This is a genomic window from Propioniciclava tarda (assembly GCF_900182665.1).
Taxonomy (GTDB): domain Bacteria; phylum Actinomycetota; class Actinomycetes; order Propionibacteriales; family Propionibacteriaceae; genus Propioniciclava; species Propioniciclava tarda.
Genome location: NZ_FXTL01000006.1, coordinates 79,036 through 104,277, shown reverse-complemented (window position 1 = coordinate 104,277; position 25,242 = coordinate 79,036). Strand labels below are relative to the sequence as shown.

The 25,242-nt window shown below is 66.9% G+C and carries 17 protein-coding genes and 1 pseudogene; 9 read left to right on the top strand and 9 right to left on the bottom strand.

Annotation, left to right across the window (positions count from 1 at the left end; genetic code table 11):
* The first annotated feature begins 67 nt into the window (after positions 1–67).
* Both FN821_RS14650 and FN821_RS14220 read left to right on the top strand, forming a co-directional pair.
* Positions 68–706 carry a transposase gene (locus tag FN821_RS14650; protein ID WP_241660151.1) on the top strand — a complete coding sequence of 213 codons (639 nt, stop codon included), beginning with the start codon at positions 68–70 and terminating at the stop codon, positions 704–706.
* A complete protein-coding gene (locus FN821_RS14220; protein WP_165489280.1) occupies positions 697–843 on the top strand; it encodes a hypothetical protein in 147 nt (48 codons plus the stop codon). The genes FN821_RS14650 and FN821_RS14220 overlap by 10 nt, the downstream gene beginning before the upstream one ends.
* Before the next feature lie 75 nt (positions 844–918).
* On the opposite strand, the gene FN821_RS06585 is transcribed toward FN821_RS14220, so the two are convergent.
* The 3 genes and pseudogenes from FN821_RS06585 to FN821_RS15025 all read right to left on the bottom strand — a co-directional run.
* The gene (locus tag FN821_RS06585; RefSeq protein ID WP_131171918.1) at positions 919–3,228 is read right to left on the bottom strand and encodes an NACHT domain-containing protein; all 2,310 of its coding nucleotides are present in this window, start codon (positions 3,226–3,228) and stop codon (positions 919–921) included.
* Positions 3,229–4,179: 951 nt separating this feature from the next.
* Positions 4,180–4,524, bottom strand: a complete 345-nt coding sequence (locus FN821_RS14465) for a tyrosine-type recombinase/integrase (RefSeq protein WP_206662031.1) — start codon at positions 4,522–4,524, stop codon at positions 4,180–4,182.
* A 436-nt stretch (positions 4,525–4,960) separates the two neighbouring features.
* Positions 4,961–5,335, bottom strand: a pseudogene (locus tag FN821_RS15025) (tyrosine-type recombinase/integrase); the annotation flags it as partial.
* Positions 5,336–5,653: 318 nt separating this feature from the next.
* Between FN821_RS15025 and FN821_RS06575 the strand changes: the two are divergent.
* The 3 genes from FN821_RS06575 to FN821_RS06565 all read left to right on the top strand — a co-directional run bounded on the left by FN821_RS06575 (position 5,654) and on the right by FN821_RS06565 (position 7,766).
* Positions 5,654–5,890 carry an Ltp family lipoprotein gene (locus FN821_RS06575; protein WP_206662030.1) on the top strand — a complete coding sequence of 79 codons (237 nt, stop codon included), beginning with the start codon at positions 5,654–5,656 and terminating at the stop codon, positions 5,888–5,890.
* Positions 5,891–6,168: 278 nt separating this feature from the next.
* Entirely contained in the window at positions 6,169–7,077 is a 909-nt protein-coding gene (locus FN821_RS06570; RefSeq protein ID WP_131171916.1) for a diacylglycerol/lipid kinase family protein, read from the top strand.
* Positions 7,074–7,766: a phosphatase PAP2 family protein gene (locus FN821_RS06565; RefSeq protein ID WP_131171915.1), complete on the top strand. Its 693-nt coding sequence runs from the start codon at positions 7,074–7,076 to the stop codon at positions 7,764–7,766. The genes FN821_RS06570 and FN821_RS06565 overlap by 4 nt, the downstream gene beginning before the upstream one ends.
* On the opposite strand, the gene FN821_RS06560 is transcribed toward FN821_RS06565, so the two are convergent.
* The 3 genes from FN821_RS06560 to FN821_RS06550 all read right to left on the bottom strand — a co-directional run bounded on the left by FN821_RS06560 (position 7,727) and on the right by FN821_RS06550 (position 11,190).
* Positions 7,727–9,013 (bottom strand): hypothetical protein, encoded by a 1,287-nt coding sequence (locus FN821_RS06560; RefSeq protein WP_142640442.1) that lies wholly within the window; start codon positions 9,011–9,013, stop codon positions 7,727–7,729. The two genes, FN821_RS06565 and FN821_RS06560, sit on opposite strands and share 40 nt — an antisense overlap.
* A 123-nt stretch (positions 9,014–9,136) precedes the next feature.
* Complete coding sequence (locus tag FN821_RS06555; RefSeq protein ID WP_131171913.1) at positions 9,137–9,967, bottom strand: DUF1206 domain-containing protein; 831 nt, start codon at positions 9,965–9,967, stop codon at positions 9,137–9,139.
* Positions 9,967–11,190, bottom strand: a complete 1,224-nt coding sequence (locus tag FN821_RS06550) for an AI-2E family transporter (RefSeq protein ID WP_131171912.1) — start codon at positions 11,188–11,190, stop codon at positions 9,967–9,969. The genes FN821_RS06555 and FN821_RS06550 overlap by 1 nt, the downstream gene beginning before the upstream one ends.
* A 167-nt stretch (positions 11,191–11,357) precedes the next feature.
* On the opposite strand from FN821_RS06550, the gene FN821_RS06545 reads away from it, so the two are divergent.
* Positions 11,358–11,783 (top strand): VOC family protein, encoded by a 426-nt coding sequence (locus FN821_RS06545; RefSeq protein WP_131171911.1) that lies wholly within the window; start codon positions 11,358–11,360, stop codon positions 11,781–11,783.
* Here FN821_RS06545 and FN821_RS06540 read toward each other — a convergent pair.
* Both FN821_RS06540 and gltA read right to left on the bottom strand, forming a co-directional pair.
* Positions 11,780–15,631 (bottom strand): P-loop NTPase fold protein, encoded by a 3,852-nt coding sequence (locus tag FN821_RS06540; protein WP_131171910.1) that lies wholly within the window; start codon positions 15,629–15,631, stop codon positions 11,780–11,782. The two genes, FN821_RS06545 and FN821_RS06540, sit on opposite strands and share 4 nt — an antisense overlap.
* A gap of 93 nt (positions 15,632–15,724) precedes the next feature.
* Positions 15,725–18,919, bottom strand: a complete 3,195-nt coding sequence (gene gltA, locus FN821_RS06535; protein ID WP_206662029.1) for an NADPH-dependent glutamate synthase — start codon at positions 18,917–18,919, stop codon at positions 15,725–15,727.
* Positions 18,920–19,110: 191 nt separating this feature from the next.
* Between gltA and FN821_RS06530 the strand changes: the two genes are divergently transcribed.
* Both FN821_RS06530 and FN821_RS06525 read left to right on the top strand, forming a co-directional pair.
* The gene (locus FN821_RS06530) at positions 19,111–19,512 is read left to right on the top strand and encodes a HoxN/HupN/NixA family nickel/cobalt transporter (RefSeq protein WP_241660150.1); all 402 of its coding nucleotides are present in this window, start codon (positions 19,111–19,113) and stop codon (positions 19,510–19,512) included.
* 93 nt (positions 19,513–19,605) lie between these two features.
* Positions 19,606–20,844, top strand: a complete 1,239-nt coding sequence (locus tag FN821_RS06525) for an AGE family epimerase/isomerase (protein ID WP_131171908.1) — start codon at positions 19,606–19,608, stop codon at positions 20,842–20,844.
* A gap of 167 nt (positions 20,845–21,011) precedes the next feature.
* Here FN821_RS06525 and FN821_RS06520 read toward each other — a convergent pair whose 3' ends face one another.
* Positions 21,012–21,860 (bottom strand): CHAP domain-containing protein, encoded by an 849-nt coding sequence (locus tag FN821_RS06520; protein ID WP_131171907.1) that lies wholly within the window; start codon positions 21,858–21,860, stop codon positions 21,012–21,014.
* A 211-nt stretch (positions 21,861–22,071) separates the two neighbouring features.
* On the opposite strand from FN821_RS06520, the gene FN821_RS06515 reads away from it, so the two are divergent.
* Positions 22,072–25,182 carry a S8 family peptidase gene (locus FN821_RS06515; RefSeq protein WP_206662028.1) on the top strand — a complete coding sequence of 1,037 codons (3,111 nt, stop codon included), beginning with the start codon at positions 22,072–22,074 and terminating at the stop codon, positions 25,180–25,182.
* The last annotated feature ends 60 nt before the right edge of the window (positions 25,183–25,242 follow it).

Genomic DNA, 25,242 nt, shown 5'->3' with positions numbered 1-25,242 from the left:
GCGACAGCACAGCAGTCGAGGTCTGGCTGTCAGGTCGTAGCCGGGCGTGGGGGACCGGATCAGTGTGGTGGCAATCGACCCCTCGGCAGCGTTCCGCAAGGCGATCGTCGGCTGCCTCCCGAACGCGAAGATTGCAGTCGACCCGTTCCACCTGGTCCAACTCGGCAACCTCTGCCTCACCCGGGTCCGGCAACGCCTCGCCCACGACCTCCACCAACGACGAGGACGCAAGATCGACCCGGCCTGGGCACACCGGATGCTGCTGCTACGCGGCTACAACACCCTGTCGGCGCGTGGCCGCGACCGACTCCAAGCCGTGCTCGCCACCGACGACCCAACCGGTGAACTAGGCGCCGCCTGGGGCGTCAAGGAAGCCCTCCGGCTGATCCTGGCCAGCCCCACCATCGAGGCCGCCCGTGCCGCGAAGGCCCGCTTCGACGCCTGGGTGGCGATCGCGGACACCGACGAGACCGACCGATTCGCCGCGACCATCACCTCTTGGTGGCCCGCCATCGAGGTGACCATCGCCACCGGCGCGACGAACGCGCGGACCGAGGCCGCGAACACTGCCATCAAGCACATCAAGCGGACCGGGCGCGGCTACCGCAACAACGCCCACTACCAAGCCCGCATCCTGCTCCGCAGCGCCCACCGGGCGCGGCAACACCGCTTGACCAGCCAAGGCACCACGGCCAAGTGCGAATAGCCAGAAAGCTGGTCAAGGCGCTACGCCGCTACCGCACCGTCCAGATCAAGGCCGGCAACGAAACCGTGACCGCCGAGGACCCACTGCCCGACGGCATCCGCGCCGTCCTCGACGCCATCTACGACCGCACTAATTGAGCCAAGTCAGGTCGCACGTGGCCCCGCGTTGGACGCGACGCGACCGGGCAGCCACTCACTACCTACGCGACCGAGTCAGATGTGGCGAATATCCTTCCAAAACTTCACTAGGTTGGGTAGCCCAGCCCCACTCTCGGCGCGGAGAACATCATCTAACCTTGCGGTAATCTGCCAAATTCGATCCTGGCCGGCCCCCCTCCAAGTACGTGACTCGATGATGGAGTTTGCAACTGCCGCCTCGACAATTTCACCGATCAATGAGTCGGAGCTTCCCTTGAGTTTCAACTTGATCTGAGTCTCGCGAACAACCGTCGAGCGCTTGAACATGGAGAAGAGAGCACGAGCAGCTGAGACCGACTCCAGATGATCCTCGAAGTCTGTCAAGCGCGGCTCCGAGTCCTCGACGCGGAATATTCCGACTGACTCCAATGCGGCGCGAATGCGGTCCGGAGAAAATTCCCTCATCGAATCTTGGCCCCCGACCCTCACTGAATCTACCGAGCATCCATGCAAGGTAACCCGCGAAAACTGCGAGTGGGAGCCAATCTGAAGGTCGCCCAATTGGCAGTCGCGTAACTGCACATCATCCCACGTAACATTATCGAGACTCACGTTGACAAACGCCACTCTGTGCAGAATTGTGTGTGCCAGGTTCGAACCCTCCCATGAAATGCTCGAACTGATCGCAGGTGCGTCGAAGGTCCACGTTGCCGTGTGACGCATTGATAGAACAAAGGGTAACAAGGTCCCGACATTCAACTGAAGGTACGTCGGCCTAAGTTCAGTAACGACGATCGATTGCAGGGCCTTTAGTAGCTCTATCGTCTTGGCTTCGTCAAGCATCAGCATGCCAACGACGTATCGTGCCGTCGAGTCCGAGAGTTGAGAAACGGCAAGAAAGCGTGCCAGACCCGACCGGTCATGTCCCAATGCCACTTCGAGAAGTCGCCCGGCCAGCGCTACTGCAATGAAGTAGTCACGGAACTCAGGATGGTCGAAAGAGCGCATGTCTTCGGTGCTCTCCGGGGGACGTATCAGCAAGACGTGCATCCGCACCATATTAATGACTTGCTGGCGCGAATCTTGCGGGATGCCCCACGTGTCGAAAAGCATGGATGCGATCGTGTCAATGACTGGTACGGGCAGCCTGTCCGTGGCGCTCTGGTACATTTCCTCGGCGACATTGGCTAGGAGTTCACTATGCTGCTCAACAGTTAGGAATGGTTCGCCGGATACCCGATCCTTCCACTTCTCTCCGACCTCCCGTTGAATGAAGGCGTCCACGAGTGCGGCAATGCTCTCAAATTGGTCTTGCCCAGGACGCAAGAACTCGTCTACAGAGAGTCCAAGTTCAACGACAGCCTTGGCTGTTCGGGACAGCAGGAACGGCCTCGTAAGTACAGGGTGGTCTTCAACGCCACCCAGAGCCTCCAAAATCCTCTCATATAGGCCGACCGGATCCTCGGGTTCTCCGACCGGGGAGTCGAATCGCGTGCTCCCACCAGTTTCAAGTGCGTACTTGTCCAGGAGGTCGACAGACTCACGCCGCCCCCAGGGGATCAATCCCATTTCAACGAATTCGCAGGGCGACGTCGTAGACCGCTGGACCATTTTTGCGCGTCGAAGATAGTCGTCTGCGTCGAAGAAGGTGCGTCGGGCAGCAGCTACTATTGTTCCTTTGCCATCAAGCTGCGCTGTAATGCTCGCGAGAGCACCCAGTGACGTGTTACTTCCCTGCTCAGCCGACAGTTCATCGAAACCGTCGATTGCAACAACAAGGGCTCGCGATCTCATCAGTCGAACTAGGCCAGGCATCCATAGGCCGAACATGCGCAGGTCTCCGAGGTCACCCATCAGTGCCTCGTTCAGTCGCAGCAGCTGTCTCCCTTGAAGATCCAAGTGCCACAATAGATATCGAGACTGACCCGCGAGGAACTTGCTCGCCGTTCTTGCTTGTAGTTCTCGTAATAGCGCAGTCTTGCCCAGGCCCGCGTCGGCCGTAACGAAAACAATCCTAGTAATGAATGGACTTCCTTGTTTTAGCTCGTTATCTAGTGCGTGCATGGCGGAAGTTGCGTATTCAACATCCGAAGCGGGTCTTAATAGCCGAGCGGGGCCCTCCACAAAATGCGGTACGCCCGGTGCTCGCGCAAGGAGTCGATTGGCTAGGACGTCAAGCCTTCCGAGATTCACGGTCAGGAACTGCCGGTAGGTCAGTAGATCCTCGCCGACTTGGACGAAGATATCGTCGCCTTCCTCGAGAATTTGGCCCGATAGCTCGCGACCTTGACGCAATATCATGAAGTGGCCGTCGGGGCCAAGTGCGACCTCATCTTCATCGTCTGCAAATGCTGCCAGGTCCAGCAGGACCTCTTCGGGTCTCATGCCATCTCCTCGGAATCAATAGCAATATTCAGTTGTCGGACTCCAAGGTTTGCAAGTAAATCTCTTGTCGCCTGATCGTACGGATGCTCAAGGTTTGCGAATGCGACTGGTGCGCTTTGTATCGATGACGCGATTAGGCCAGGGACGAAGTCAGTGTCGTCGGAAAGGCAAACGATGGCGGGGTGAGCCAAGGATGCCAGCTGCAGCAGGTCGGCTGTGAGAAGAGTGTCGACTTGTTTCTGCTCGCGAGTTGTAAACATCTCGGCCGTGCGCACCTCGCAGCCAATGGTTGGACACACCTTGCTTCCCGCCCGGGTCATTTTTTGGAGTAGTCGGGGAGGGCACGTGTCGACAGCCCCGGCACACCCATCGGGACAAGGAGCTTTAGCTAATCTGAGTCTCGGCGGGGCTTGACGCTCGCGGAGTGTGTCACCGAATTGAATGTGCGGATGGGACAGCAGGGACTGAGCCAAATCCCAGGTTCCGTGGATGATCTTCCCATCGAGGACCAATGGAAATGGGAAGGCCAGGGCCATCGTCTGCCTTATCTTGCTCGCGCCTGTGGTAGCCAGCCCGCCTTGCTGCCAACCTCCGTACAGACGTATCGCGACTCGCGAAACGTCTCCGAATAGGGAAGTGCAGTCCCTTAGAAGGCGGATCAGTGTGTGTCGGGCCCATGCTCCATCCTGGTCATCTCGGTAGAAGAAGTTGTCAGCATCGATCAGCCAGTAGAGGTCCGCGCGTGGCTCACGCTCATCGGTGCGGAATGAGGTCGCCTCCGAGGCCAGGGTCTCGCTTGGAGCTTGCACGGTCCCACCATAGGCGTTGCCAGTGATTGAGCCTGGGTAGCCTGACAAGACTCGTCGCCGGGTCCGTCTTGAGTGTTCGGTGGAGTCGCAACGGATCCTTGTCGAGGGCTTAGTTCCTTCTACATGGCGGTTGCGCCGTCTCTTAGATGTGGTCGAGGAGGCTGCCTTCGCCGCGACGGCCATCGGATTCCCTCAGGTGATCGAGGGCGTCGGCGATGCGCTGGTCGGCTCCGGCGGCCGCGTGTTGGTAGCGCATCGCCATCGCCGGGGTCGTGTGGCCGAGGCGCGACATCAACTCGGCGAGAGTGGCGCCAGTCTGCGCGGCTAAGACAGCGCCGCTGTGGCGGAGATCGTGGACGCGAAGCGTCGGGCGGCCGGCGGCCTCGCGGGCCTCGGCGAACGACTTGGCGAACGTGGGGGCCCAGATGTGGCGTCCGGTTGCGCTCGGGAAGAGCAGCCCGTCCGCGCCCTTCTGGGCGTGGCGCACGAGGTGCTCCTGAAGTGGTTGGCCTGAGGAAGGCGGGAAGGTGCACGTCTCGGGTGCCGGCGGCCGTCTTGGGTGGCCCGACGGTCGCGACGCCTTTGGTCCAGGTGACGCCGCGTCGAACTTTGATGACCGCGTGCTCGACGTCGACGTCCTTGCGGCGTAGTTCGGCGATCTCCCCGTAACGGAGGGCTCCCCAGCTGCCGAGCAGCACGGCTAGACGCAAACGCTCGGGCATCGCGGCCACGAGCACGTCCAACTCGGCCGGGGTGAGCGGTTCGATCTTGTGGGCGCGGCTGGTGACTCCGGCGCCGCGGACCTGGCATGGGTTCGGTCCTGCGATCAGCTCGGCGTCGATCGCGCCGTTGAGGATCGAGCGCAATAGCGAATACGCCTTCGATCTGGCACGCGGGGTGCTCGGGTCGAGTTGGGCGTACCAGGTCCGGAAGTGGGCCTTCGTGAGCCCGTCGAGGGGAAGGTCGCCGAGGGTCGGCATGATGTGGTTCGTCAGCAGGCGCTCGTAGCCATCGCGGGTGGTCTCGCGCAACTCGCGGGCGGCCAACCATTGGGTTGCCCAGTCGCCCAGGGTGGTCGGCACCGTCGGGGGAGCGGCGCTCACAGGCTGAGGCGGTCGCCAGTCGCCGGCGTCGATCAGGCGCCGCTGTGAGATGAGCCAGCCCTCGGCGTCCATCTTGGTCGCGAACGTCGACGGGGCGGTGAAGCGGGCTCCGTTCGGGTCGAGGCAGCTGGCCTGCCAGCGCTTCGACGGGAGTTTCCGGATCGCTCCGAAACTGCGCCTGGTTCTGCCCGTCATCGCTACCCCTTAGTGCCGACGTGCAATATACGTGCAATAACAGTGGCCCCTTATAGGCGTGGTTGTCCACCTGTGGCCTTCGATGCACGTCGCCTGGCGTCGGTAAAACGCCTTGTCATCACAGAGTGAGAAGAGCAGATGTCCGCATCGAGCAGGAAGTAGGGGATGGGGTTCGAATCCCCTTAGCTCCACCGAAGTGAAACCCCGTCTGACAAGCAAAGTCAGGTGGGGTTTCTGCATCACGCCGCGAAAATTTGAATCCCTTACTAGCCAGCCTGTCTCCCGTCCCCCGCGCCTGCGACCAGCAGCACGACGGTGGTGGCCGGCTGCGTGGTGGTGGCCGGGGAGGGCTACAGCGTCGCGGACGCCACCGCCGCGGTGGACTCGCTGAACGTGGACTGGAACGGGGAGGCGGTGCGGTCGGCGGAGTCGTACCTCAAGTACTCTGCGTTCTCGTGCTCGGGGCTGCAGCGGCAGCTTTCGTCGTCGTCGGGCGAGGGGTTCACCAAGGAGCAGGCCGCCTACGGGGCGAAGAAGACGAAGGCGTGCGCCTGAAATCTGTCTGACCCTGCCGCCACGCAGGGTGGGCGATTGATGCTCGGTCCCACGTTTTGGGGCATCACGACCCGCTTCCCGCCCGCCTTCGACCGGCAACATCGCCGTGCGGAGGTAGCACCGCGACGACCCGCCAAAGCCCCCTGCAGCGAAGCGTTGCGATCCTGGCAGGGGTCAACACCCATCCTCAACCGCGCCGGGATGCAGAACCCGCGACCTCGCTACCCCGGACGCGCGCTCGGGTCCTACGTTGAGGACCAACCGAAGGGAGGGTCCGCATGAATCGTGTTGCGATCGTCGTGAACCCGACGAAGTTCGATGATCTGGACGCCGTGAAGGCGTCCGTGGCCGAGGTCACCTCCCGCCTCGGCTGGGACGAGGCGTCCTGGTTCGAGACCACCGCCGACGATCCTGGGCACGGTCAGGCCCGCGCGGCCGTCGACCAGGGCGCGACGCTCGTCTGCCCCCTCGGCGGCGACGGGACGGTTCGCGCGGTGGCGTCCGCTTTGGTGAAGACCGACACCCCGCTTGGCCTGCTGCCCGGCGGCACCGGCAACCTGCTCGCCCGCAACCTCGGACTTCCCGTCGACGATCTCGCCTCGGCCCTCGACGTCGCCTTGACCGGCGACGAGAAGCGCATCGACGTCGGCATGGTCAGCTTCGACCGCGGCCCCGAGGACGTCTTCCTCGTCATGACCGGCATGGGCCTGGACGCCGAAGCCATGGACACCGACGAGAAGCTGAAGGCGCGCGTCGGCGTCCTGGCGTACGTGGCGTCCGGACTGAAAGCCCTTCTCAAGCCCGGGTTCCGGGCGTCCCTCACGGCACCCACCGGACACCTCCGCCGCCAGAACGCCCGCATGATCGTCGTCGGCAACTGCGGCGAGCTGACCGGCGGCGTCGCGCTCCTCCCGGACGCCTCCGTCGACGACGGCCACCTGGACGCCGTCGTGCTGTCCCCGAACGGCCTGTTCGGTTGGGCCGCGGGGGCCGTCGACGTGCTGACCCGACACCGCCGCGGCCACGCACGCCTGCAGCACCTCACGGGCGAGCGGTTCGAGGTCCGGACCACCAAGCCCGTGGCGTCCGAAATCGACGGCGACATCGTCGGTGAACGCACCCACCTGGCAGCCCGTATCGAGCCGGCGGCACTGACCGTGCGTGTCCAGCGGAAGAACGCCTCATGAGCTGGCTGCACCGCTACGACGAGATCGACCGTCCGACGGTCCGCGGGGCCATCGGCGCGATCGGCAGCCGGGGCATCTTGCCGATGCTCGGCCTGCTCACCGTCAACCTCGTGATCGGCTTCATCATCACCCACCCCGGAGACGGCTGGCGCTGGGAGGACTCGGTCAACAAGGCGCTCCAGTCCGGACGCACCCCCCTGATGGACGCCCTCACGCGCGGCGCGTCTGCGATCGGCAGCGCGCCCGGCAACATCGGCGGCTGCATCCTGTTCATGGCGGTCGTCTCCTGGATCACCCGCCGCTGGTGGGTCGCCCTGCTGCCCGGCCTGGCGCTCTCGCTCGAGGCCATCGTGCACGCGGTGACGTCGACCATCGTCAACCGGGACCGTCCCGCCGTCGAGCACCTGGACGCCGCCCAGCCGACCGCCAGCTTCCCGTCCGGCCACGTCGGCGCGACGCTGGCGCAGCTGCTGATCCTGATCCTGCTGACCCAACACCTGCCGCAGCGCGCCAAGGCGATCATCGCCGGCGCATCGCTCGCGTTCGTCGCCTTCCTCGGCTTCTCGCGCCTCTACCTGGGCATGCACCACGGCTCAGACGTCACCGTCGGGATCGTCAACGGCATCGTCTGCGCCGCCCTCGCCTGGAACTACCTGCCCCGGAGACCAGCGGCACGCCGTGCGCTCTGATGATTGGCAATGTCCCGGGCCGTGGGCAGAGCGAGCGAGACCGCTCCGAAGACCAGCCAGGTGCCGGTGAAGGCCACGGTGTCGTAGGTCGATACCGCCGTGGTGAATCCCAGCTCGTACTTCGTGGCAGCCACGCTCAGTAGCATGGCGGCCATCCCCAAAGCAGAAGCCCCCCACACGCCGGAAAGGCTCCGCACCCTGGCGCTCGCCAACGCGAAGGTGGCGATCGTGATGGTCGACACGATCACCCCCGAGAAGGGCACGCTACTGCGGGTCGCCTTGATCAGGCCCATGGCGACGGGGCCGTTGAGGTAGTTCTTGGCATTGATCGCGAGCGGAAGCAGCGTCAAGCCCACGGTCACCACGGCGGCCGGGACCATAAAGACCAGCGTCCTCCGCCACTTGAAAGTCCTGACGAACAAGACGAGCAGCGGCAAAACGGTAGGCCACATGATGAAGCGGTAGGTGAGGCAACACCCGTATAGGGCGCCCACCGCGATGATGAGCCAGCGCCGCTCGGGGTGCTTTCTGGTGACGAGGTAGCCCCATCCAGCCGTCGCCACGACCCCGGCGGCGGTGATCCAGTTGTCGCTCTGAGAAGGGGTGGCGAGGCGGGTCCAGAGTGTGAGGCCGAAGATCATGCTCGCGGCACAGGCGCCATGGACGCCGACGGACTTGAGCAGGGCGATCGCGCCACCGAGGACCCACACGATGGTCTGGAAGAACACGTTGCCGAACAGCACCACAAAGGGGAGCGCCAGCAGGAAGCCTCCGAGCATCGGTGACAACGTCCCGCCGAACTTGGTCACGACGGCGTAGGGATCGCTGAGCCGCAGGATTTGCGTCGCGCCTCTCTCGAGAGCGTCGGCGTTGTCCGACCATGGACCCCACTTCGGCACGTACCAGGCGTACCAGGCCACGGTGAAGATCACGACCTCGATGAAGAGCAGACCCACGACCGGTCCGGGAAGTCGGAGTCGCGTCGGTGACATGAGAAGCAGCCAGATCAGCGCCGCGAGCAGGAAGCTCACGATGATCGCCGACTTGATCGTGGTGGTGACCATCGCGAGTTCGTTCTCAAGGTGGAGATTTCTCAAGAACCAGATGATCGGAACCGTCGAGGCGACCAGCATCACCGTGCAGGCGAGGAACTCCGGAAGCCGCCAGGTTCGGGCGGGGACTCGGTCCGCGAAGAGGTCGGCGAACGCGGCGCGCAGGTGCTCGATTGCCGTCGTCACTTTGGTCATCTAACACCATCGAAGGGCGACGATTGGGCGCCGCCGCGAAGGCGCGCCGTCGTCCCCTCGGAGCCGAGCCGCAATCTGAATGCCTCGCCTGGAACCTCTCTGCCCCCGCGAGAGCCGGACGCCTCATGTCCGGGCGAAGCGCGCCCTCGCGAACGAGTACAGCCCGTAGGCCGCGAAGCCCAGCCCGATCCCGGCGACCAGCGCTGGCCCGAAGGGGGCGCCCAGCAACACGGCCAGCGCGCCGTCGAGTCCGGTGGAACCGCTCGGGTCGTGCGTCCAGGCGGCGCGGAGGAACAGCCCGCCCACGACGAGCAGCGCCAGCCCCTTCGCCACATAGCCGACGATCGCCAGCACGCCGACGAGGCGTCCGGGACGCTCCACCAGATCAGCCACGAACCGTTTCTGGACGCCCTTCACCACGTGGAAGACGCCGACGCCGATCACGACCAGGCCTGCGACTCCGACCAGCGCCGCACCGAGCGGCCACGACATCAGCAGCGCGGTAATGTCGCGGGTCTGGGCGGCCGAGGACGCCGGCGTCCCCCGCATGAAGCCGACCGCGCCGGCGGCCAACGCCAGGTACAGGACCGCCTTCGCCGCGGCCTTGCCGCGGCTTCCGATCGGACGCCGACGCGCCACTTGGACGACCTGCCAGAGGCCGAGCAGGGCGAACCCGAGGACACACAGCCCCAGCAACGCCCAGCCCAGCGGCGTCCCGGCGACGGTGGCGAGCGCGCCCGACTGATCCGGTGACGCCGTGTGATCGCCGGACGCCAGTCGCACGGCCAACACGCCCATGATCAGGTGCAACACCCCACTGACCAGGTACCCCAGCCGGGCTCCGTGCTGGACGACCGGATGCGCTGCGACGTCCTCGGCGGCGTCCGCCACGACCTCGACCGCCGCCTCGACGGCATCCGAGACCTCGTCGGGGACGGCGTCCGAGGCGGCCATCAGCTCGCGTCCAGCTTGGGCACCAGGACCTCGCGGTACAGCAGCAACAACGACGCCACGGTCGGGATCGCCAGCAGTGCCCCGAGCACCCCCATCAGCGCCATGCCGCACGCGACGCCCATGATGACCAGTGCCGGCGGCACCTGCAGCGACCTAGCGAACAGCCGCGGCTGGACGAGGTAGGCATCCAGCTGCTGGTAGACGAGCATCACGCCGGCGACCACGAGGGCCGCGGTCGGCGACGCCGACAAGGCGATCAGGCCGCACAGCGCGATGGCGACGAACGACCCCACCGCCGGGATCGCCGTCAACGCCATCGTGAGCAGCGCCAGCGCCACCGCGAACTTGCCGAGCCCCATCACGGTCAGCACGGTGAACGTCAGGACGCCCCACAGCGAGACCACGAGCAGCATCGACAGGAGGTAGTCGCCGATCCGCTTGAAGATCTCGCTGGCCAGGTAGCGCACCCGAGGCCGCTTGGACGCCGGGGCGAGTTCGTAGATCGCGTCCTTGATCTGCGGGGCCGAGAAGGTGAAGAACAGCATGAGCACCGTCGTCAGGCCCGTGGACGCCGCGAAGTTCGCCGCCGCCAGTCCCGCCGCCGCGAAGCCGCCGAAGGCGCCGGAGATCCAGTCACCGGAGGCCAACATGGGCCCGACCCTGTCGAGGATCTTGAACTGGCTGTCCAGCTGAGCGATCACCGGGTTCTTCTGCAGCTCGGTGACGTAGGCAGGCGCGTTGTCGGCGAACGTGGTCGCCTGCTCGATGACCAGCGGGACGATCGCCCAGAGTCCGAGGATCAGCGCTGCGAACAGGGCCAGCGTCACGAGCCCAGCGGACGCCGTCCGCGGCAGCCCGCGCTTCACGAGCCATTCGATGACGGGCTGCAGGCCCAGCGCGACGAACAACGCGACCACCAAGGTGACGATGATGCTGCGCAGGTTGCCCAGCGCGGACGCCAGCGCCCACGCCGTGAGCACCCCGACGGCGAGGAAGAAGCCCAGCTTGAACGCGCGTCCGGGATTGCTGAGCAAGCCTTCGAGCACACTGCGGGTCTGACTGGCGATCGCGGCGGCGTCCACGACCGGGGCAGGAGCGGAATCGGACGCCGAAGCGTCGGCCGCAACGGCGTCCGCCCCCGAAACGGACGCGGGCACCGCGGACGCGACGGGCGGCTTCTGAGGGCCGCCGGGGCCGGGCAATGCGGAGGACTGCTGGTTCATCGGACCCCCTGGGCGGACGCCTCGTCGTCGGGCGCCGAGGTCTGACGCTGAGCGTAGTCGCAGGCGCCGACGGTCTTGCCGAGGGGTAGACGTGCAGATTTCGGCGGGGAGCAGGTAGATCCGGCCGACATCTGACGGTGGACGCCGCGGCGTCCTATGTTGAGCCCATGAGCGATGGCGACCAACTGATCAAAGAGGGACAGAGCTGGGCCATCATCGTGCCCGCCCTCGTGGTGTCGAGCCTGGAGCGGAGCGTGGACGTCTACACGCGCCTCTTCGGCTTCGAGCTGGACCACACCGAGCCGGAGCGGTTCGCGGTCGTCCAGCTGGGCGGCGGGCAGATCGTCCTCAATCAGTACCGGCCGGACGACCCCATGGTCGTCGCCGAACTGAGCACTCCCTTCGGACGCGGCGTCGCGATCCACGTCCGGACGTCTGACCCGAAGCCGGTCTACGAGGCGTTGCGTGCCGAGAAGTACCCGATCTATGTGCCCATGGAGCTCTCCGAGTTCACCCAGGGCGACCAGCGCTACACGATGACCTCGTTCGTGGTCCAGGATCCCGACGGGTACCTGCTGCGCTTCAGCGACTAGACGGACGCCGACAGCGGCGGTTGCGCGGACGAGTCTGGATGGGCGCCAGTCGTGGCTGGGGCGTCCGGCACGAAGCGTCCGTAGGCTCTGGCCAGCTGGACCAAGGTGACGGGGCCGTCCGGGCCTATCAGCGCTGTTTGGACGTCGGGGCGCTTGAGGAGGGCACGGGCGGTCTTGACGTCTTGGGGGTCCTTGTCGGAGTCCTTGGTGGCCGCGTCGATCGTGGTGAGCCAGGTGGAGCGCAGCACGAGCTCGGCGAGGGTGGGGAACTGGATGGCGACCACGGCGGCGCGCATCAAGACGTCTTGACCGAGGCCGTGAGCCAGATAGAGCTTGAGGGCCTGCAGCATGGTCCAGTAGTTGGCGATACGCCTGATCAGCCGGGGGTTGGCTGGGAGCAGCGCGACGTTGCGCTCCAGCAGATGCTCCTTGGCATGTTGGGCAGCGGGCTCGGCCTGACGGTTGACCACCATGCCTAGCACGCGGTTGCGGTCGTCCGTTGAGAGGGTCGTCACCCGGTTGTCACGGGCAAGGTCGTCCAATCGTGAGAGTGGGGCGCTCTTGATCTCCTCGACGAGCGCGTCGGCTGAGGCGATCGCTTGTTGGGGGGTCGAGGGCATGGGATCGGTGTCAACCTGCACGCCGGTGGCGTCGACGGTTTCGTCGTCGCGTGACATGGCCCGATGTCCGGGAACAGGGGCCGCTTGGGGTGCCAGGTTGGGCGGTTGGGTGCCCAGCCCGGTGACGTGCCGGGTGAAGGTCGCCACCTGCTGAGGGTTGAGTTCGGGGACGAGGACGGTGTGTTCGAACAGCTTCTGCAGGAAGTCGGCCCCGAGCGTTTTCGCGTCGTTGCCCAGCCCAGAGAAGTCCTTGAAACTCGTTGAGAACGCGGTGCGCACCCACTGGCTGTCCGCAGGAACGACAACCACGAGCGGCGCGATCGGTTGCTGGTCGTCGCCTCCGTCCGCCTGGCGAATCAAGACCTGGATCGTCTCGAGGAACGCGACGGTCGCCTCGGTCGAGCAGCGATCGAGGTTGTCCACGATGAGAATGATCGGGCGATGTGCGGAGGGATTGGTCTGGCCGACGGAGGTGGCCGGTGGCGGTGCGGTGAACAGCGTGGTGAGGCCCAGTACGGCGGCGATCGTGAGCAGGAGCACTGTGAACAGTGGCTGCTGCTGCGGCGGGATGGGAGTGTCGGGCCACAGTGCTAGGCCGACTTGCATCATCAGCAGGGCCAGCCCGAAGGCTGCCGTCCACTCCCATCGTCGGGAGGTGTTGTAGCGGGGGGTCCAGGCGCGCAACTGGGTCAGCATGGCGCGCACTTCTTCGTTCGGGTTGTCGTCCGTGCGGTGCTGGAGTTGCCCGAAGACGGGCGCAGACCAGAAGAGGACGCGGCTCAAAGCCAGGGCTGCCACTGCTACGCCGCCGATGGGCGCCAGCAGTTCGCTCATGGACTTCATCTGGGTCGGCCACAGCAACCCGATCAAGAGGACCACGACTACGGCGAGGGCAGTCCAGATGAGCGCGGGGGATCGCGCGATGCGTTGGGCAGCCCAAGTCAGGTTGAGAGCGGCCCGGGCTGGCCAGCTCCGCGATCGCTGGACCGCACGATGTAGCCCTACCGCCAGCGCCCACCAGGGCGGCTTGACGCCGCTCTCGCGCCAAGCGTCGAACTCCACGACGATCGGGTGGCGCAGAGCGCTGCCTTTGAGCACGTCGCTGGGCTGGCCTCCTTCGCTCAGCTTTTCCCGGAGTAGGCGGGTCAGCACCGTTTTGCCGCTGCCCCAGGGTCCGTCAAGCTGGACCACGATCGTGCCCCGGGTCGTCGACTCGGTGTCCAACAGACGATCGGAGCTGGCGATCAGGTGCTGCACGAGAATGTCACGGCTCAAGGCGTCCTCAGCCCCTGTGTTCTCACCACTCAATGCGCCCGTTTCCGATTGAGGGTCGGCCAACGGCTCCGAGCCATCATCGACCAGAATCCAATGGCGAATAGTGCCGTCTTGCCCCCCTGAAACAGCTGACTTGCCTCTGGTGCGGTCGGTGCCTATGGCGATCGAAAGAACCGGGCCGCGGTGACTCGTGATTGCCTGGCCGATGGGTTGGCCTGTGGTGGCGTCCCAGCGGCGGATGGTGGCGTCGTCACCTCCAGAGGCGATGTAGGGGCGGCCGGCGCGGTCGGCGCCGAGCGCCACCGACACGACCGAATCTCGATGGCCCGTGATGGCCTGGCCGATGGGCTGGCCGGTGGTGGCGTCCCAGCGGCGGATGGTGGCGTCGTCGCCTCCTGAGACGATGACAGTACGACTGTTGGCGTCGGCGCCGACCGCCAACGACACCACCGAGTCGTGATGCCCTTTGATGGCCTGGCCGATGGGTTGGCCGGTGGTGGCGTCCCAGCGGCGGATGGTGGCGTCTTCGCCTCCAGAGACGATGACGGTACGACTGCTGGCGTCGGCGCCGAGCGCCAACGACATGACCATGCCTTGATGGGTCGTGATGGCCTGGCCGATGGGCTGGCCGGTGGTGGCGTCCCATCGGCGGATGGTGGCGTCAGCGCCTCCAGACACGATCACGGTACGACTGTTGACATCGGCGCCGAGTGTCACCGACATGACCATGCCTTCGTGGCCGGTGATAGCCTGGCCGATGGGCTGGCCGGTGGTGGCGTCCCAGCGGCGGACGCTGCCGTCCTCGCCTCCAGAGACGATCATGGTGCGACTCTTGGCGTCAGCGCCGATCGCGATCGAGCGCACCCAGCCTCGGTGCCCCGTGAGGGGGGCCCCGATGGGTCGGCCGGTGGAGGCGTCCCAGCGGCGGACGGTGCCATCAGCGCCTCCCGACACGATCAGGATACGACTGTTAGCTTCAGCGCAGAGCGCGACCGAGCGCACTGCACCGCGGTGGCCGGTGAGAGCGTCACCGATGGGTTTGCCGGTGGTGGCGTTCCAGCGGCGCATGACTTCATCGCCACCCGAAACGATGTAATAGACGCCGGTGACGTCCTGGCCCGCGGCCACGGAACGCACTGCGCCTTCGCCATCACCAAGCGCGCTGCCGACGGGTCCCCCGCCGCTAAGGTCCCACCGCCGGGTGGCACCGTCCTCGCCGCCCGACAGAATGAGTGCGCGGCCATTGGCATCGAAGCCGAGGGCAACTGAACGCACTGCGCCACGGTGGCCGGTGATGGGGTCGCCTACAGGTCGGCCGGTGGTGGCGTCCCAGCGGCGAATGGTTCCGTCATCCCCGCCGGAGATAATGAGGGGCGCGGCGTCGGCGCCGGTCCCTATGGCCACTGATAACACTGAGCCCTGGTGGCCCATCAACGGATCGCCCACGGGCATCCCAGTGCTAGCGTCCCACCGGCGTATTGTTCCATCGGTTCCCGAAGAGGCGATGAGGGCTTTGCCTGCGACGTCGACGCTGATCGCCACGGAAAGGGCAGAACCTTGGTGACCGCTCAGGGGCTCCCCAAGGCTTTCGCCGGTGGTTGCGTCCCAGCAACGAATCGTGCCGTCGTCTCCAGCGGAAACAATCTGAAGTTGCCCATTGTCAATGGCTGCGATCGCCACTGACCACACCGAGCCCTGTTCAGACTGGATGGGCTCACCAAGTGCCTTGCCGGTAGAGGCGGTCCAGCGACGGATGGTGCCATCGTCACCACCCGAAACGATGAGTGCCCTTCCGGCGTTGTCGGTTCCAATCGCCACTGACCACACGGGACCTTCGTGATTGGTGGCAAGGTCCCCAACCGCGTTTGCGGTGTACCCTCCCCAGCGGCGGATGAAGCCGTCACGGCTGCCGTAAACCACAATCGGCATTCCGTCGTCGATGCCAACAGCCACCGACCGAACGGCCCCCGGGCTGGTCGCCGTCCACTCCTCGACCCACTGCTCTGCCACGTTCAGCCCCCCACCGACCTCGCTCGGGCGCCGAACCTACAGGACGCCGCCCTTGCCGACCAGGAAGCGGTTGAGCTCGTCGGTCAGCATGTCGACGTGCTCGCGCTCCTCGGCGGCCAGCTCTTCGTAGAGCTCGCGCTCGACCGAGCCCTCGGGGCATTCGGCCACGTGGCCCTCGAAGAACGCCACCGCGCGCTTCTCGAAGCCGATGGCGAGCTTGAGCAGGTTCGCGGGGTCGTCCGGCTGGTGCTCCAGGCCGGCGAAGATCGCCGCGCGCTTGGTCTCGAAGTCGGGGCTCGGCGCCGGAACCTCCGCGTGGTAGCGACGGGTCAGGGTGTCGAGGTGCTCGTCCTCCATCTCGGACATGCGCTGGAAGAGGTCCTTCAACGCCGGGTCGGACGCCTCCGTCGCGGCCTTGCGGTAGTACGCGCCGCCGCCCAGTTCGATCTCGAACGCGGTCCGGATCGCCTCCATCGCCCGCTCGTTGGACTCGTCCACCGGGCCCGCGCCGGCGTCCCGCACGAGCTTGCCCTGGCACATCGGGCACTGGCCGTAAGGGAAGGCAAAGCCTTCGCTCACCTTGCCGCACTGGGTGCACTTCCACTGCAGGGTGTCGCCGGCGCAGCAGATGTACTGCTCGGAACCCTCGATCGGACGGTGACAGCGGGGGCAGATGGTCACGCTTTCCTCCTGGTCGGTCGCGGTTGCGGTCGGTTGGGCTTCGATCATGGACGCCGCCGGCAGCGGCGTCTCCTCGGGGGTGGCGCCGATCTCCGGCTTGGGCGCCTCGACGGCGCCGACGGAACCGGCCGCCGCGGCGGCCTTCGCGTCGGCGTCCGATCCCAGCGCCGCGGTCACGGCGTCCATCACCTCGGGCGACGCGGGAACCTGCGGCGCGGTCGGCGGGACGAAGGCGTCCGCCATCTCCGACGTCACCGGCCAGGTGCGGCCCTCGAGGGACTTGCCGGACGCCAAGAAGGCGCCGATGGACTTGGCGGCACGGCGTCCGGAGCCCATGGCCAAAATGACCGTCGCGCCGCCGGTGACGATGTCTCCGCCGGCAAAGACGCCGGGCTTGTTCGTGGCCTGCGTGTCGTCGTCGGCGATGATGTAGCCCCACTTGTTGAGGGCCAGGTCCGGGGTCGACTGGGCGATGATCGGGTTCGCGTTGGTGCCCAACGCGTAGATCACGGTGTCGCACTCGATGTCCTCGAAGACGCCGGTGCCGACCGGGCGGCGGCGTCCCTTGTCATCGGGCTCACCGAGCTCGCAGACCTCGGTCTTCATGGCCGTGACGTTGCCCTCGTCGTCCAGGCGGATCTCGACCGGCGCGTGCAGGAAGCGGAACTCGATGCCCTCCTCCTTGGCGTGCCGCAGCTCCTCGATGCGGGCGGGCGCCTCCGCCTCAGAGCGGCGGTACACGCACGTCACCTTCGGGACGCCGACGCGCTTGGCGACGCGGAGGCAGTCCATGGCGGTGTTACCGGCGCCGATGACGATGACCGACTGGCTCTGGCTCACCGGGGTGTCGAGGTAGGGGAACTTGTTGCCGCCCATGAGGTTGATGCGGGTCAGGAACTCGTTGGCGCTCAGCACCTGGCCGGCGTGCTCGCCCGGGATGCCGAGGAACGACGGCGCACCGGCGCCCGTGGCGACGTAGACGGCGTCGAAGCCGCGATCCTGCATGAGCTTGTCGATCGTGAACGTCTTGCCGACGATTTTGTTGGTGTCGAACTGGACGCCGAGGTCGCGCAGTCCCTGGACCTCGCGCGTGATGATCTCGCGCGGCAGGCGGAAGCTCGGGATGCCGTACTGCAGGACGCCGCCCACGACGTGCAGCGCCTCGTAGACGACCACCTCGGCGCCGGCCTTGGCCAGGTCGGCCGCAGCGGCTAGGCCCGACGGGCCCGAGCCGACGATCGCGACGCGGCCCAGGGGCTCGTCCACCACCGGGGGAGTGTTGCGCCGCGGAACCGCGTTGTCGCCGACGAACCGCTCGAGGCGTCCGATACCGACGGCCTCACGACCCCGCTTCTCGTTGCGGACGATGCACTGGGCCTCGCACTGGGACTCCTGCGGGCACACGCGTCCGCAGATGCTGGGGAACAGGTTCGACTCGTTGATGACCTCGAGCGCGCCGTTGAGATCGCGGACGAGCACCTTGCGGATGAACCCCGGGATGTCGATCGACACCGGGCAGCCGGCGACGCACTTCGGGTTCGAGCACTGGATGCAGCGCTCAGCCTCCTCGAAGGCCTCCTTCATGCCGTAGCCGAGGTTGACCTCGGAGAAGTTGGTGGCGCGGATGTGCGGATCGGCCTCGGGCATCGGCGTCTGCTCGGGCGAGACCTTCATCGCGCTCTTGTAGTTGCGCTTGCCGTCGCCGATCAGCTCCTGCTCGACCTTGCAGACGTGGTCGTAGGCCTCGGCGGCCTTGACCTCGAGGTTCTTGAAGCGCGCCTGGCGCACCATCAGCTCCTTGAAGTCGACGGCGTGCCCGTCGAAGTCGGGGCCGTCCACGCAGGCGAACTTCACGACGCCGTCCACGGTGACGCGGCACGAGCCGCACATGCCGGTGCCGTCGACCATGATCGAGTTCAGGCTGACCATCGTCTTCGTGCCGTACGGACGCGTCGTCTCGACGCACGCCCGCATCATCGGCATCGGGCCGATCGCGACGACGAGGTCCGGCTTCTCGGTCTCGACGACCTCGCGCAGCGCCTGGGTCACGAACCCCGGACGCCCATAGGAGCCGTCGTCGGTGCAGACGATGAGCTCGTCGCAGAACTCCTTGAAACGGTCCTCCCAGAAGATCAAATCCTTGTTGCGGAAGCCGATGATGCCCGTGACCTTGCAGCCGGCCTGCTTGTAGGCGCGCAGCTGCGGGAACACCGGCGCGACGCCCAGGCCGCCACCGACGAGCACGACGTGGCCCTCGTTGCGAATGTGCGTCGGCAGACCCATCGGGCCCACGAAGTCGGTGAAGTACTCGCCCTCGCGGTACTTATCGCGCATCTCCTGGGTGGTCTTGCCCAGCGCCTGGACGACCAGGGTGATGGTGCCGCGTTCGCGATCGAAGTCGGCGACGGTCAGGGGCACACGCTCGGAGCCCTCATGAAGGCGGACCATGATGAACTGCCCCGGTTCCGCGGACGTCGCGACGTCGGGCGCCTCGACCTCCCACAGGAAATTCGTGTCCGAGAACTGCTCACGCCGAACGATTTTGTACACGTCTGTTGACCTCTCCGTTGATAGCCACGTCGATCGTATGACGACGTCGAGAGATTCGTGGCGGAAGCGGCAGAAGCGCACCAAGTGCACTTGTGGTGTATGACGGTCGGCCGACAGCGGGGCCCGTACGATGCCCGGGTGCACACAGCCACGAGGCCCGCGGCTCGGCCGGCGGCGTCCGGACTGTTCCTGTGCGCCATCGGGATCGTCAATCTGGTGGCGCTGCGCGAGGTCGTCCGAGCGCGCTGCCCTGGTACGGCGTCCTGGCGCTGCCGATCGTCTTCGCGGCCGGCATGAGCCTGTTCGACACCCTCGACGGCGTCATCATGAGCCGGGCCTACGGCTGGGCGCTGGACGACCCGCTGCGCAAGCTCAACGACAACCTCGTGGTCGCGTCCATCTCCGTCGCCGTCGCGCTCGGGATCGGCCTGGTCGATTTGGTCGGCATCCTCGTGGAGCGGGTCGGGGGTCCGAGTTGGTTGGACGCCGTCGCGGGCCTCGACCTCGGCTGGGTCGGCGTCACGCCGGCGTCCGGCTTCGCGGTGCTGTGGGTCTGGCTCGGCTGGCGGCGGAGGCGTCCGGCGTCGAGCTAGGCGCAGTAAGCCCGACCGAGTGCATGAGTGGGTGACCCGGGCCACGATGTCGGATCATGTCTGTCCGCCGTCCTCGCGTGAGATAGGAGCCTCATGTCGCATCCCGTTAGCCCTGGTCAGCCCGAGGCTGCTCGTCTGGACGCCCACGCCGCATCCCTGGTCGCCCTCGCCCGTAACGCCGTCCACCCGGACGGCGGCTTCGGCTGGCTGGATCCCGACAACCACGTGGTGGCGGAGCGTCCCGTGGAGACCTGGATCCACAGCCGCATGACCCACGTGGCCGCGCTCGGCGTCCTGCGTGGCGACGAGAGCCTGCGTCCGCTGCTGGACGTCGGCTACGACGGCCTCGTCCGACGCCTGCGGGACGCCGACCATGGCGGCTGGCTGCCGGCCGTCGGTGGCGTCGGCATCTACGAGGCGACCGACACGACCAAGGTGGCGTACGCGCACGCGTTCGTGATCTTGGCGGCGGCGTCCCTGACGAAGGCAGGTCATCCCGGCGGTCGCCACCTGTTGGATGAGGCCCTCGCCGTCTTCGACCGCTACTTCTTCGACCCGGACGCCGGCCTGGCGCGCGAGCAGTACGACCGCGCCTGGACGACGTGCGAGGGCTACCGCGGCGTGAACGCGAACATGCACACGGTCGAGGCATACCTGGCCGCCGGCGAGGTGCTCGGCGACGCCGCGCTCACCGACCGCGCGGTGGGCATCATCGAGCGGGTCATCCACGGCTTCGCCCGGGACGCCGACTGGCGCCTCCCGGAGCACTTCGACGCGTCCTGGAACGTCGAGCTCGACTACAACATCGACGAGCCCGCGCACCCCTTCCGTCCCTACGGGGTCACGATCGGGCACCTCCTGGAGTGGTCCCGGCTGACGCTGAACGCCCGCAACGCGCTGCTGGCCCGCGGCGAGGAGCCGCCCGCCTGGATGCTGGACGACGCCGCGTCACTCTACGAGGCGTCCAAGACCCGCGGCTGGTCGGTCGACGGCGCCGCCGGGTTCGTCTACACCACCAACTTCTCGGACGCCCCCGTCGTCCGGGAGCGCCTGCACTGGGTCTGCTGCGAGGCGATCGCGGCAGCCTGGGCGCTGTACGAGGCGTCCGGCGACGAGAAATACCGCGCTGACTACGACGAATACTGGGCCTATGCCCTTGAGCACCTCGTCGATCACGAGCGCGGCGGCTGGATCCACGAGCTGAGCCCGACCAACGAGCCGTCCGAGCTGGTGTGGTGGGGCAAGCCCGACCTCTACCACGCCTACCAGGCGACCTTGGTGCCGCTGCTGCCCGGCATGGTCAGCTTCGCCGGGGCGGCGTCCGGTCGCTGAAGCACCTGGCCACCCTGGGCTAACCATTCACCCGTTCGTCCACGAACGAGAACCGAGACAAATGCGGGTCGAGCGACCGCGTTTGGGGCTCTGCGCGCCAGATCCCCGCTCCTCCACCCGCATGAGTCGCGGGCGCCGACGCATCCGTCCGGCCGTGGCGGACTCACCTACCTGATACCCACCCAGCCGTAGATGCCCGTGAGCGGGACGTTGCGCTCGGTGACGCGGTCGTCGACGTTGCCTCCGATGACGCGGAGGTGGTCCGGGAACACCGCCACCACGATGTCGACGTGGGTGGAGCTCTTCACCGAGCCGGGACCTGTCCCGTAGAGCACCACGTCGCCGACACCCACCCCGGCCGTGCCCGGGTGTGCCTTGCCCTTCTTCTTTCCCCACGCGTAGATGTCGCCCGTGAAGCCGTAATCGGGGATCTTCACGCCCGCCTGCTGCCACACCCAAGTCGCGAAGTGGCCACACCAGGCCTCGCAGACCTTCGAGTAGGGGTTGCAGTTGGTCGGGGTCTCGGCCACGCCGAGTTGGCTGCTGGCGATCGCGGCCGCGATCGCGCCGACATCGGCCGCCGACGGCGTCCCCGCCGGAAGAGGCAGGGGAGTGGGGGCGGCGGTCGCCGAGTAGGGGCAGGCCGGGATCCGGGCCGCGTCGCCGCCCTCGACGAACGCCGCGGCGATGTAGCCGGCGGCGCCGTTGTAGGTGAGGTAGTCCCAGGTGGCCGTAGAACCCTGCGTGCCGGAGACGAGCGTCCCCTTGGCGCGACAGTCGACGATCACCGAGGCGCCCGGCGGAATCTGGCCGAGCTCGTTGCCCGTCGTCGCGGGGATGTGTCGCACCTTCAACGTGGCCGTTCCGCTGGCCACGGTCACGGTGAAAGTCGTGGGCGTCGCGGTGGGCGTCGGCGTCCCGGCGGACGGCGACGGTGACGACAGCAACGACGGGACGGCGCAGCCCGCGGTCAGCGCCGCGGACGCCGCCCAGGCCAGGAGTCTTAGCCGTCGCATGCCTCACGGTAAACCCGGTCGCGCGTAGGCGTCCGCATTGGCGGTGATCAGACGCGGGTGTCGTCCTGGGTCGTCCCGGCGCCGAACGCGGACGCCGCCGTGGTCGACAGTCAGTACTTTCGACTGATCGCACTGGAGTCCTCAACGGTTAGCCTGCTGGGAGCCGCGCTGAGGCGGCGTGAGCCAGACATCACTGGAAGGTGGTCCCTTCGTGAGGATCAAGTCTCTACTCATAGCGGTCAGCGTCCTTGCGCTGGCGGTCCCGACCGCCGCGCAGGCGGCCCCGACCAGCGGCGCGCAACGCGTCAACCCCGTTCGAGCCAAGGTGGACGCCAGCGTCCTGCCCAAGTCGATCGCGGACGACACCCGCGTCAACGTGATCTTGGAGATGGAGGGCGACCCCGTTGCCGTCGTCGAGGCCAAGGCGGAGCGCGTCCTGTCCGACTCCGAGCGGACCTCGATCCGCTCCGGACTGAAGAGCAAGCAGGACGCCGCACGCGCGGCCATCTCCGCCAAGGGCGGCAAGGTCACCGGCCAGATGCAGTCGGCCTACAACGGCGTCCAGGTGTCGGTGACCCGCAAGAACGTCGAGGCGCTCGCGTCCGTTGCCGGCGTCGTCGCCGTCCACGCCATCGCTCAGCACACGCCCGACAATGCGGTGAGCGTTCCCTACCTTGGCGTCCCGGGAGTGTGGCAGAGCACGGGCTACACGGGCGCCGGAGTGAAGATCGGCATCATCGACACGGGCATCGACTACACCCACGCCGACTTCGGTGGCCCGGGCACCGCGGCCGCCTACGCCGCCGCGAACGCCGCGGACACCGTGGCCGCTGACCCGGCGCTGTTCGGACCCAACGCTCCGCGCGTCAAGGGCGGCTACGACCTCGCCGGTGACGGCTACGACGCGAGCGGCAAGAAGGGGTCCACGACCGCGACGCCGGACGTCAACCCGCTCGACTGTTCGGACGCCGGTCACGGCACGCACGTCGCCGGGACCGCCGCGGGCGGCGGCGTCAACGCCGACGGGACGGCCTACGCCGGTCCGTACAACGCGGCCACCAGCGAGCGCTCCTGGTCGGTCGGACCGGGTGTTGCGCCCCAGGCGGACATCTACGCCTACCGGGTCTTCGGCTGCTTCGGCTCCACCGACCTCACGACCCTGGCCATCGACCGCGCCGTCCAAGACGGCGTCAACGTGATCAACATGTCGCTGGGCTCGCCGTTCGGGCTGCCCGATGACCCCTCCGCCGTCGCCGCCAGCAACGCGGTCGGGGCCGGCGTCGTCGTCATCGCGTCCGCCGGCAACAGCGGCGGCAACCCGTACCTCGTCGGCTCGCCGTCCACGGGCGCCGGCGTGATCTCGGTCGCTGCTCAGGACAGCACCAAGGAGTTCCCGGGCGCCCTGATCACCATCGCCGGTGGGACGCCCATGCAGGCGATCAACGCCAACGGCGCGTCGCCGCTGCCTGCGGGACCGTTCACGATCGTGGTGCTGACCGACGATCCGGCCACGGGCGAAAACGAGGCCCTCGGCTGTTCGGTCGCGGCCTACACGAAGGCCGGCGTGGTGGCCGATGGCGGCCAGATCGCGGTCTCGAAGCGCGGCACGTGCGCGCGAGTCGCGAAGGCCGTGAACGCGCAGAAGGCCGGCGCGGCGGCGGCGCTCATGTTGAACACCACCGACGTCTACCCTCCCTACGAAGGTGCCATCGCCGGCGATCCCGACACGGGTGAGGCCTACCCGGTGACGATCCCCTTCATCGGCGTCAAGTCCAGCCAAGCCGCCGCCATCATCGCGGCCGCTGGAAAGACCCTGACGCTGGCGGCCAACCGGCTCGCCAACCCGGCCTACACGGCGCTGGCCGACTTCAGCTCGGGCGGCCCCCGGTCCTACGACTCGGGCCTGCGCCCCAGCGTCACCGCGCCGGGCGTCTCGATCATGTCGGCCCTGGTCGGCTCGGGTAGCGGCAGTGAGATCCTGTCGGGTACCTCGATGGCCGCCCCGCAGACCGCCGGAGCGGCGGCGCTGACGGTCCAGGCGCATCGCAGCTGGAGCTCCCAGGACATCGCGGCAGCCCTCGTTTCGACGGCTGACGCCGGGAAGATCGCGGGCTACCGGCTCACCCTCGGTGGCCAAGGCCAGATCGATGTCGCCCAGTCAGTCGCCACGAGGTCGGTGCTCCTGGGCGACCAGTTCACCACCAGCACGGGGGTCCGCCTGCGTGAGCCGTCCGTCAGCTTCGGTTTGGCCGAGCTGTCGAGCAAGTACTCGGCCACCAAGAACGTCGTGATCAAGAACAACGGGACGACGCCGGTGACCTACACGATGTCGTCCGCGGCCACGCCGCAGTCGGTGGCCGCGTCCGTGATGGTCACGCCGCAGACGGTCCGGGTCGCTCCCGGACGGAGCGAGATCGTTCGCGTCAAGCTCTCGGTGGATCCGGCCAAGCTGAGCACGTCTGAAGGACCCGGCTTCCAGTTCGCCGAGGTGTCGGGCTCCGTGGTCGCCACCGCGTCCGACGGCTCGACGCTCGCCGTGCCCTACCTGCTGGTGCCGCGCGCCGAAGCCAAGGCTGCGGTGTCGCTCGGCGGCCGTCCGCAGGATCGCGACGGTCTGACGGCGACCTTCACGAACAAGGGCGGCGCGCTGCCGGCCGGCCTGGACTTCTACACCCTGGGTCTGCTCGACGGACGTGATCTGCCCGCAAACTCGCTCAGCGCCGGCATGGATCTGAGGGCCGCTGGCGTGCAGGCGTTCCCTGCTGACGACTTGCTCGTCTTCGCCATCAACAACTGGACGCGGTACTCCAACGCCGCCGTCCACGAGTTCGATGTGCAGGTCGACACGAACCTCGACGGGACGCCCGACTATGTGGTCTTCGCCGCTGACTACGGCTTGGTCACCACGGGTGATCCGAACGGGAAGATGGCGACGTTCGTCTACACCATGAGTGACGGGTCGCTGTACGCCACAGCGTTCACCACGGCGCCGACGGACAGCAGCACCGTGCTGTTGTCGGTGGGTCTGTCCGATCTCGGGCTGACGAGCGCTCATGGCACGTTCAAGTACACGGTCATGAGCTACAGCGGCGAGGACACTGCCACCGTCGACAAGATGGCTGGATGGGCCACGTACAACCCCTTCGCGAAGGCGCTGCTCAGCGACGGAACGTACGCGACGGTGGAGCGCAACAAGTCCCTGTCGATGAAGCTGCCCGTTGATCCGACTGCGATGGCCGCCACCAAGCCCCTCGGCCTGATGGTCGTCGCCTACGACAACGCGGCTGGTGCGTCCGAGGCGCTGTTGGTGCCCGTGCGCTGATCTCAAGCCCCGACGAATCGACGTCCGGCGCGCGACGCTTCCCGTCCGCGCCAGACGTCA

Excerpts from the sequence above, each read along its gene's own strand:
- FN821_RS06565 (WP_131171915.1), top strand. The coding sequence starts at position 7,074 with ATGAGCTGGCTGCACCGCTACGACGAGATCGACCGTCCGACGGTCCGC.
- FN821_RS06555 (WP_131171913.1), bottom strand. The coding sequence starts at position 9,967 with ATGGCCGCCTCGGACGCCGTCCCCGACGAGGTCTCGGATGCCGTCGAG.
- FN821_RS06550 (WP_131171912.1), bottom strand. The coding sequence starts at position 11,190 with ATGAACCAGCAGTCCTCCGCATTGCCCGGCCCCGGCGGCCCTCAGAAG.
- FN821_RS06525 (WP_131171908.1), top strand. The coding sequence starts at position 19,606 with ATGTCGCATCCCGTTAGCCCTGGTCAGCCCGAGGCTGCTCGTCTGGAC.
- FN821_RS06560 (WP_142640442.1), bottom strand. The coding sequence starts at position 9,013 with ATGACCAAAGTGACGACGGCAATCGAGCACCTGCGCGCCGCGTTCGCC.
- FN821_RS06545 (WP_131171911.1), top strand. The coding sequence starts at position 11,358 with ATGAGCGATGGCGACCAACTGATCAAAGAGGGACAGAGCTGGGCCATC.
- FN821_RS06585 (WP_131171918.1), bottom strand. The coding sequence starts at position 3,228 with ATGAGACCCGAAGAGGTCCTGCTGGACCTGGCAGCATTTGCAGACGAT.
- FN821_RS06570 (WP_131171916.1), top strand. The coding sequence starts at position 6,169 with ATGAATCGTGTTGCGATCGTCGTGAACCCGACGAAGTTCGATGATCTG.
- FN821_RS06520 (WP_131171907.1), bottom strand. The coding sequence starts at position 21,860 with ATGCGACGGCTAAGACTCCTGGCCTGGGCGGCGTCCGCGGCGCTGACC.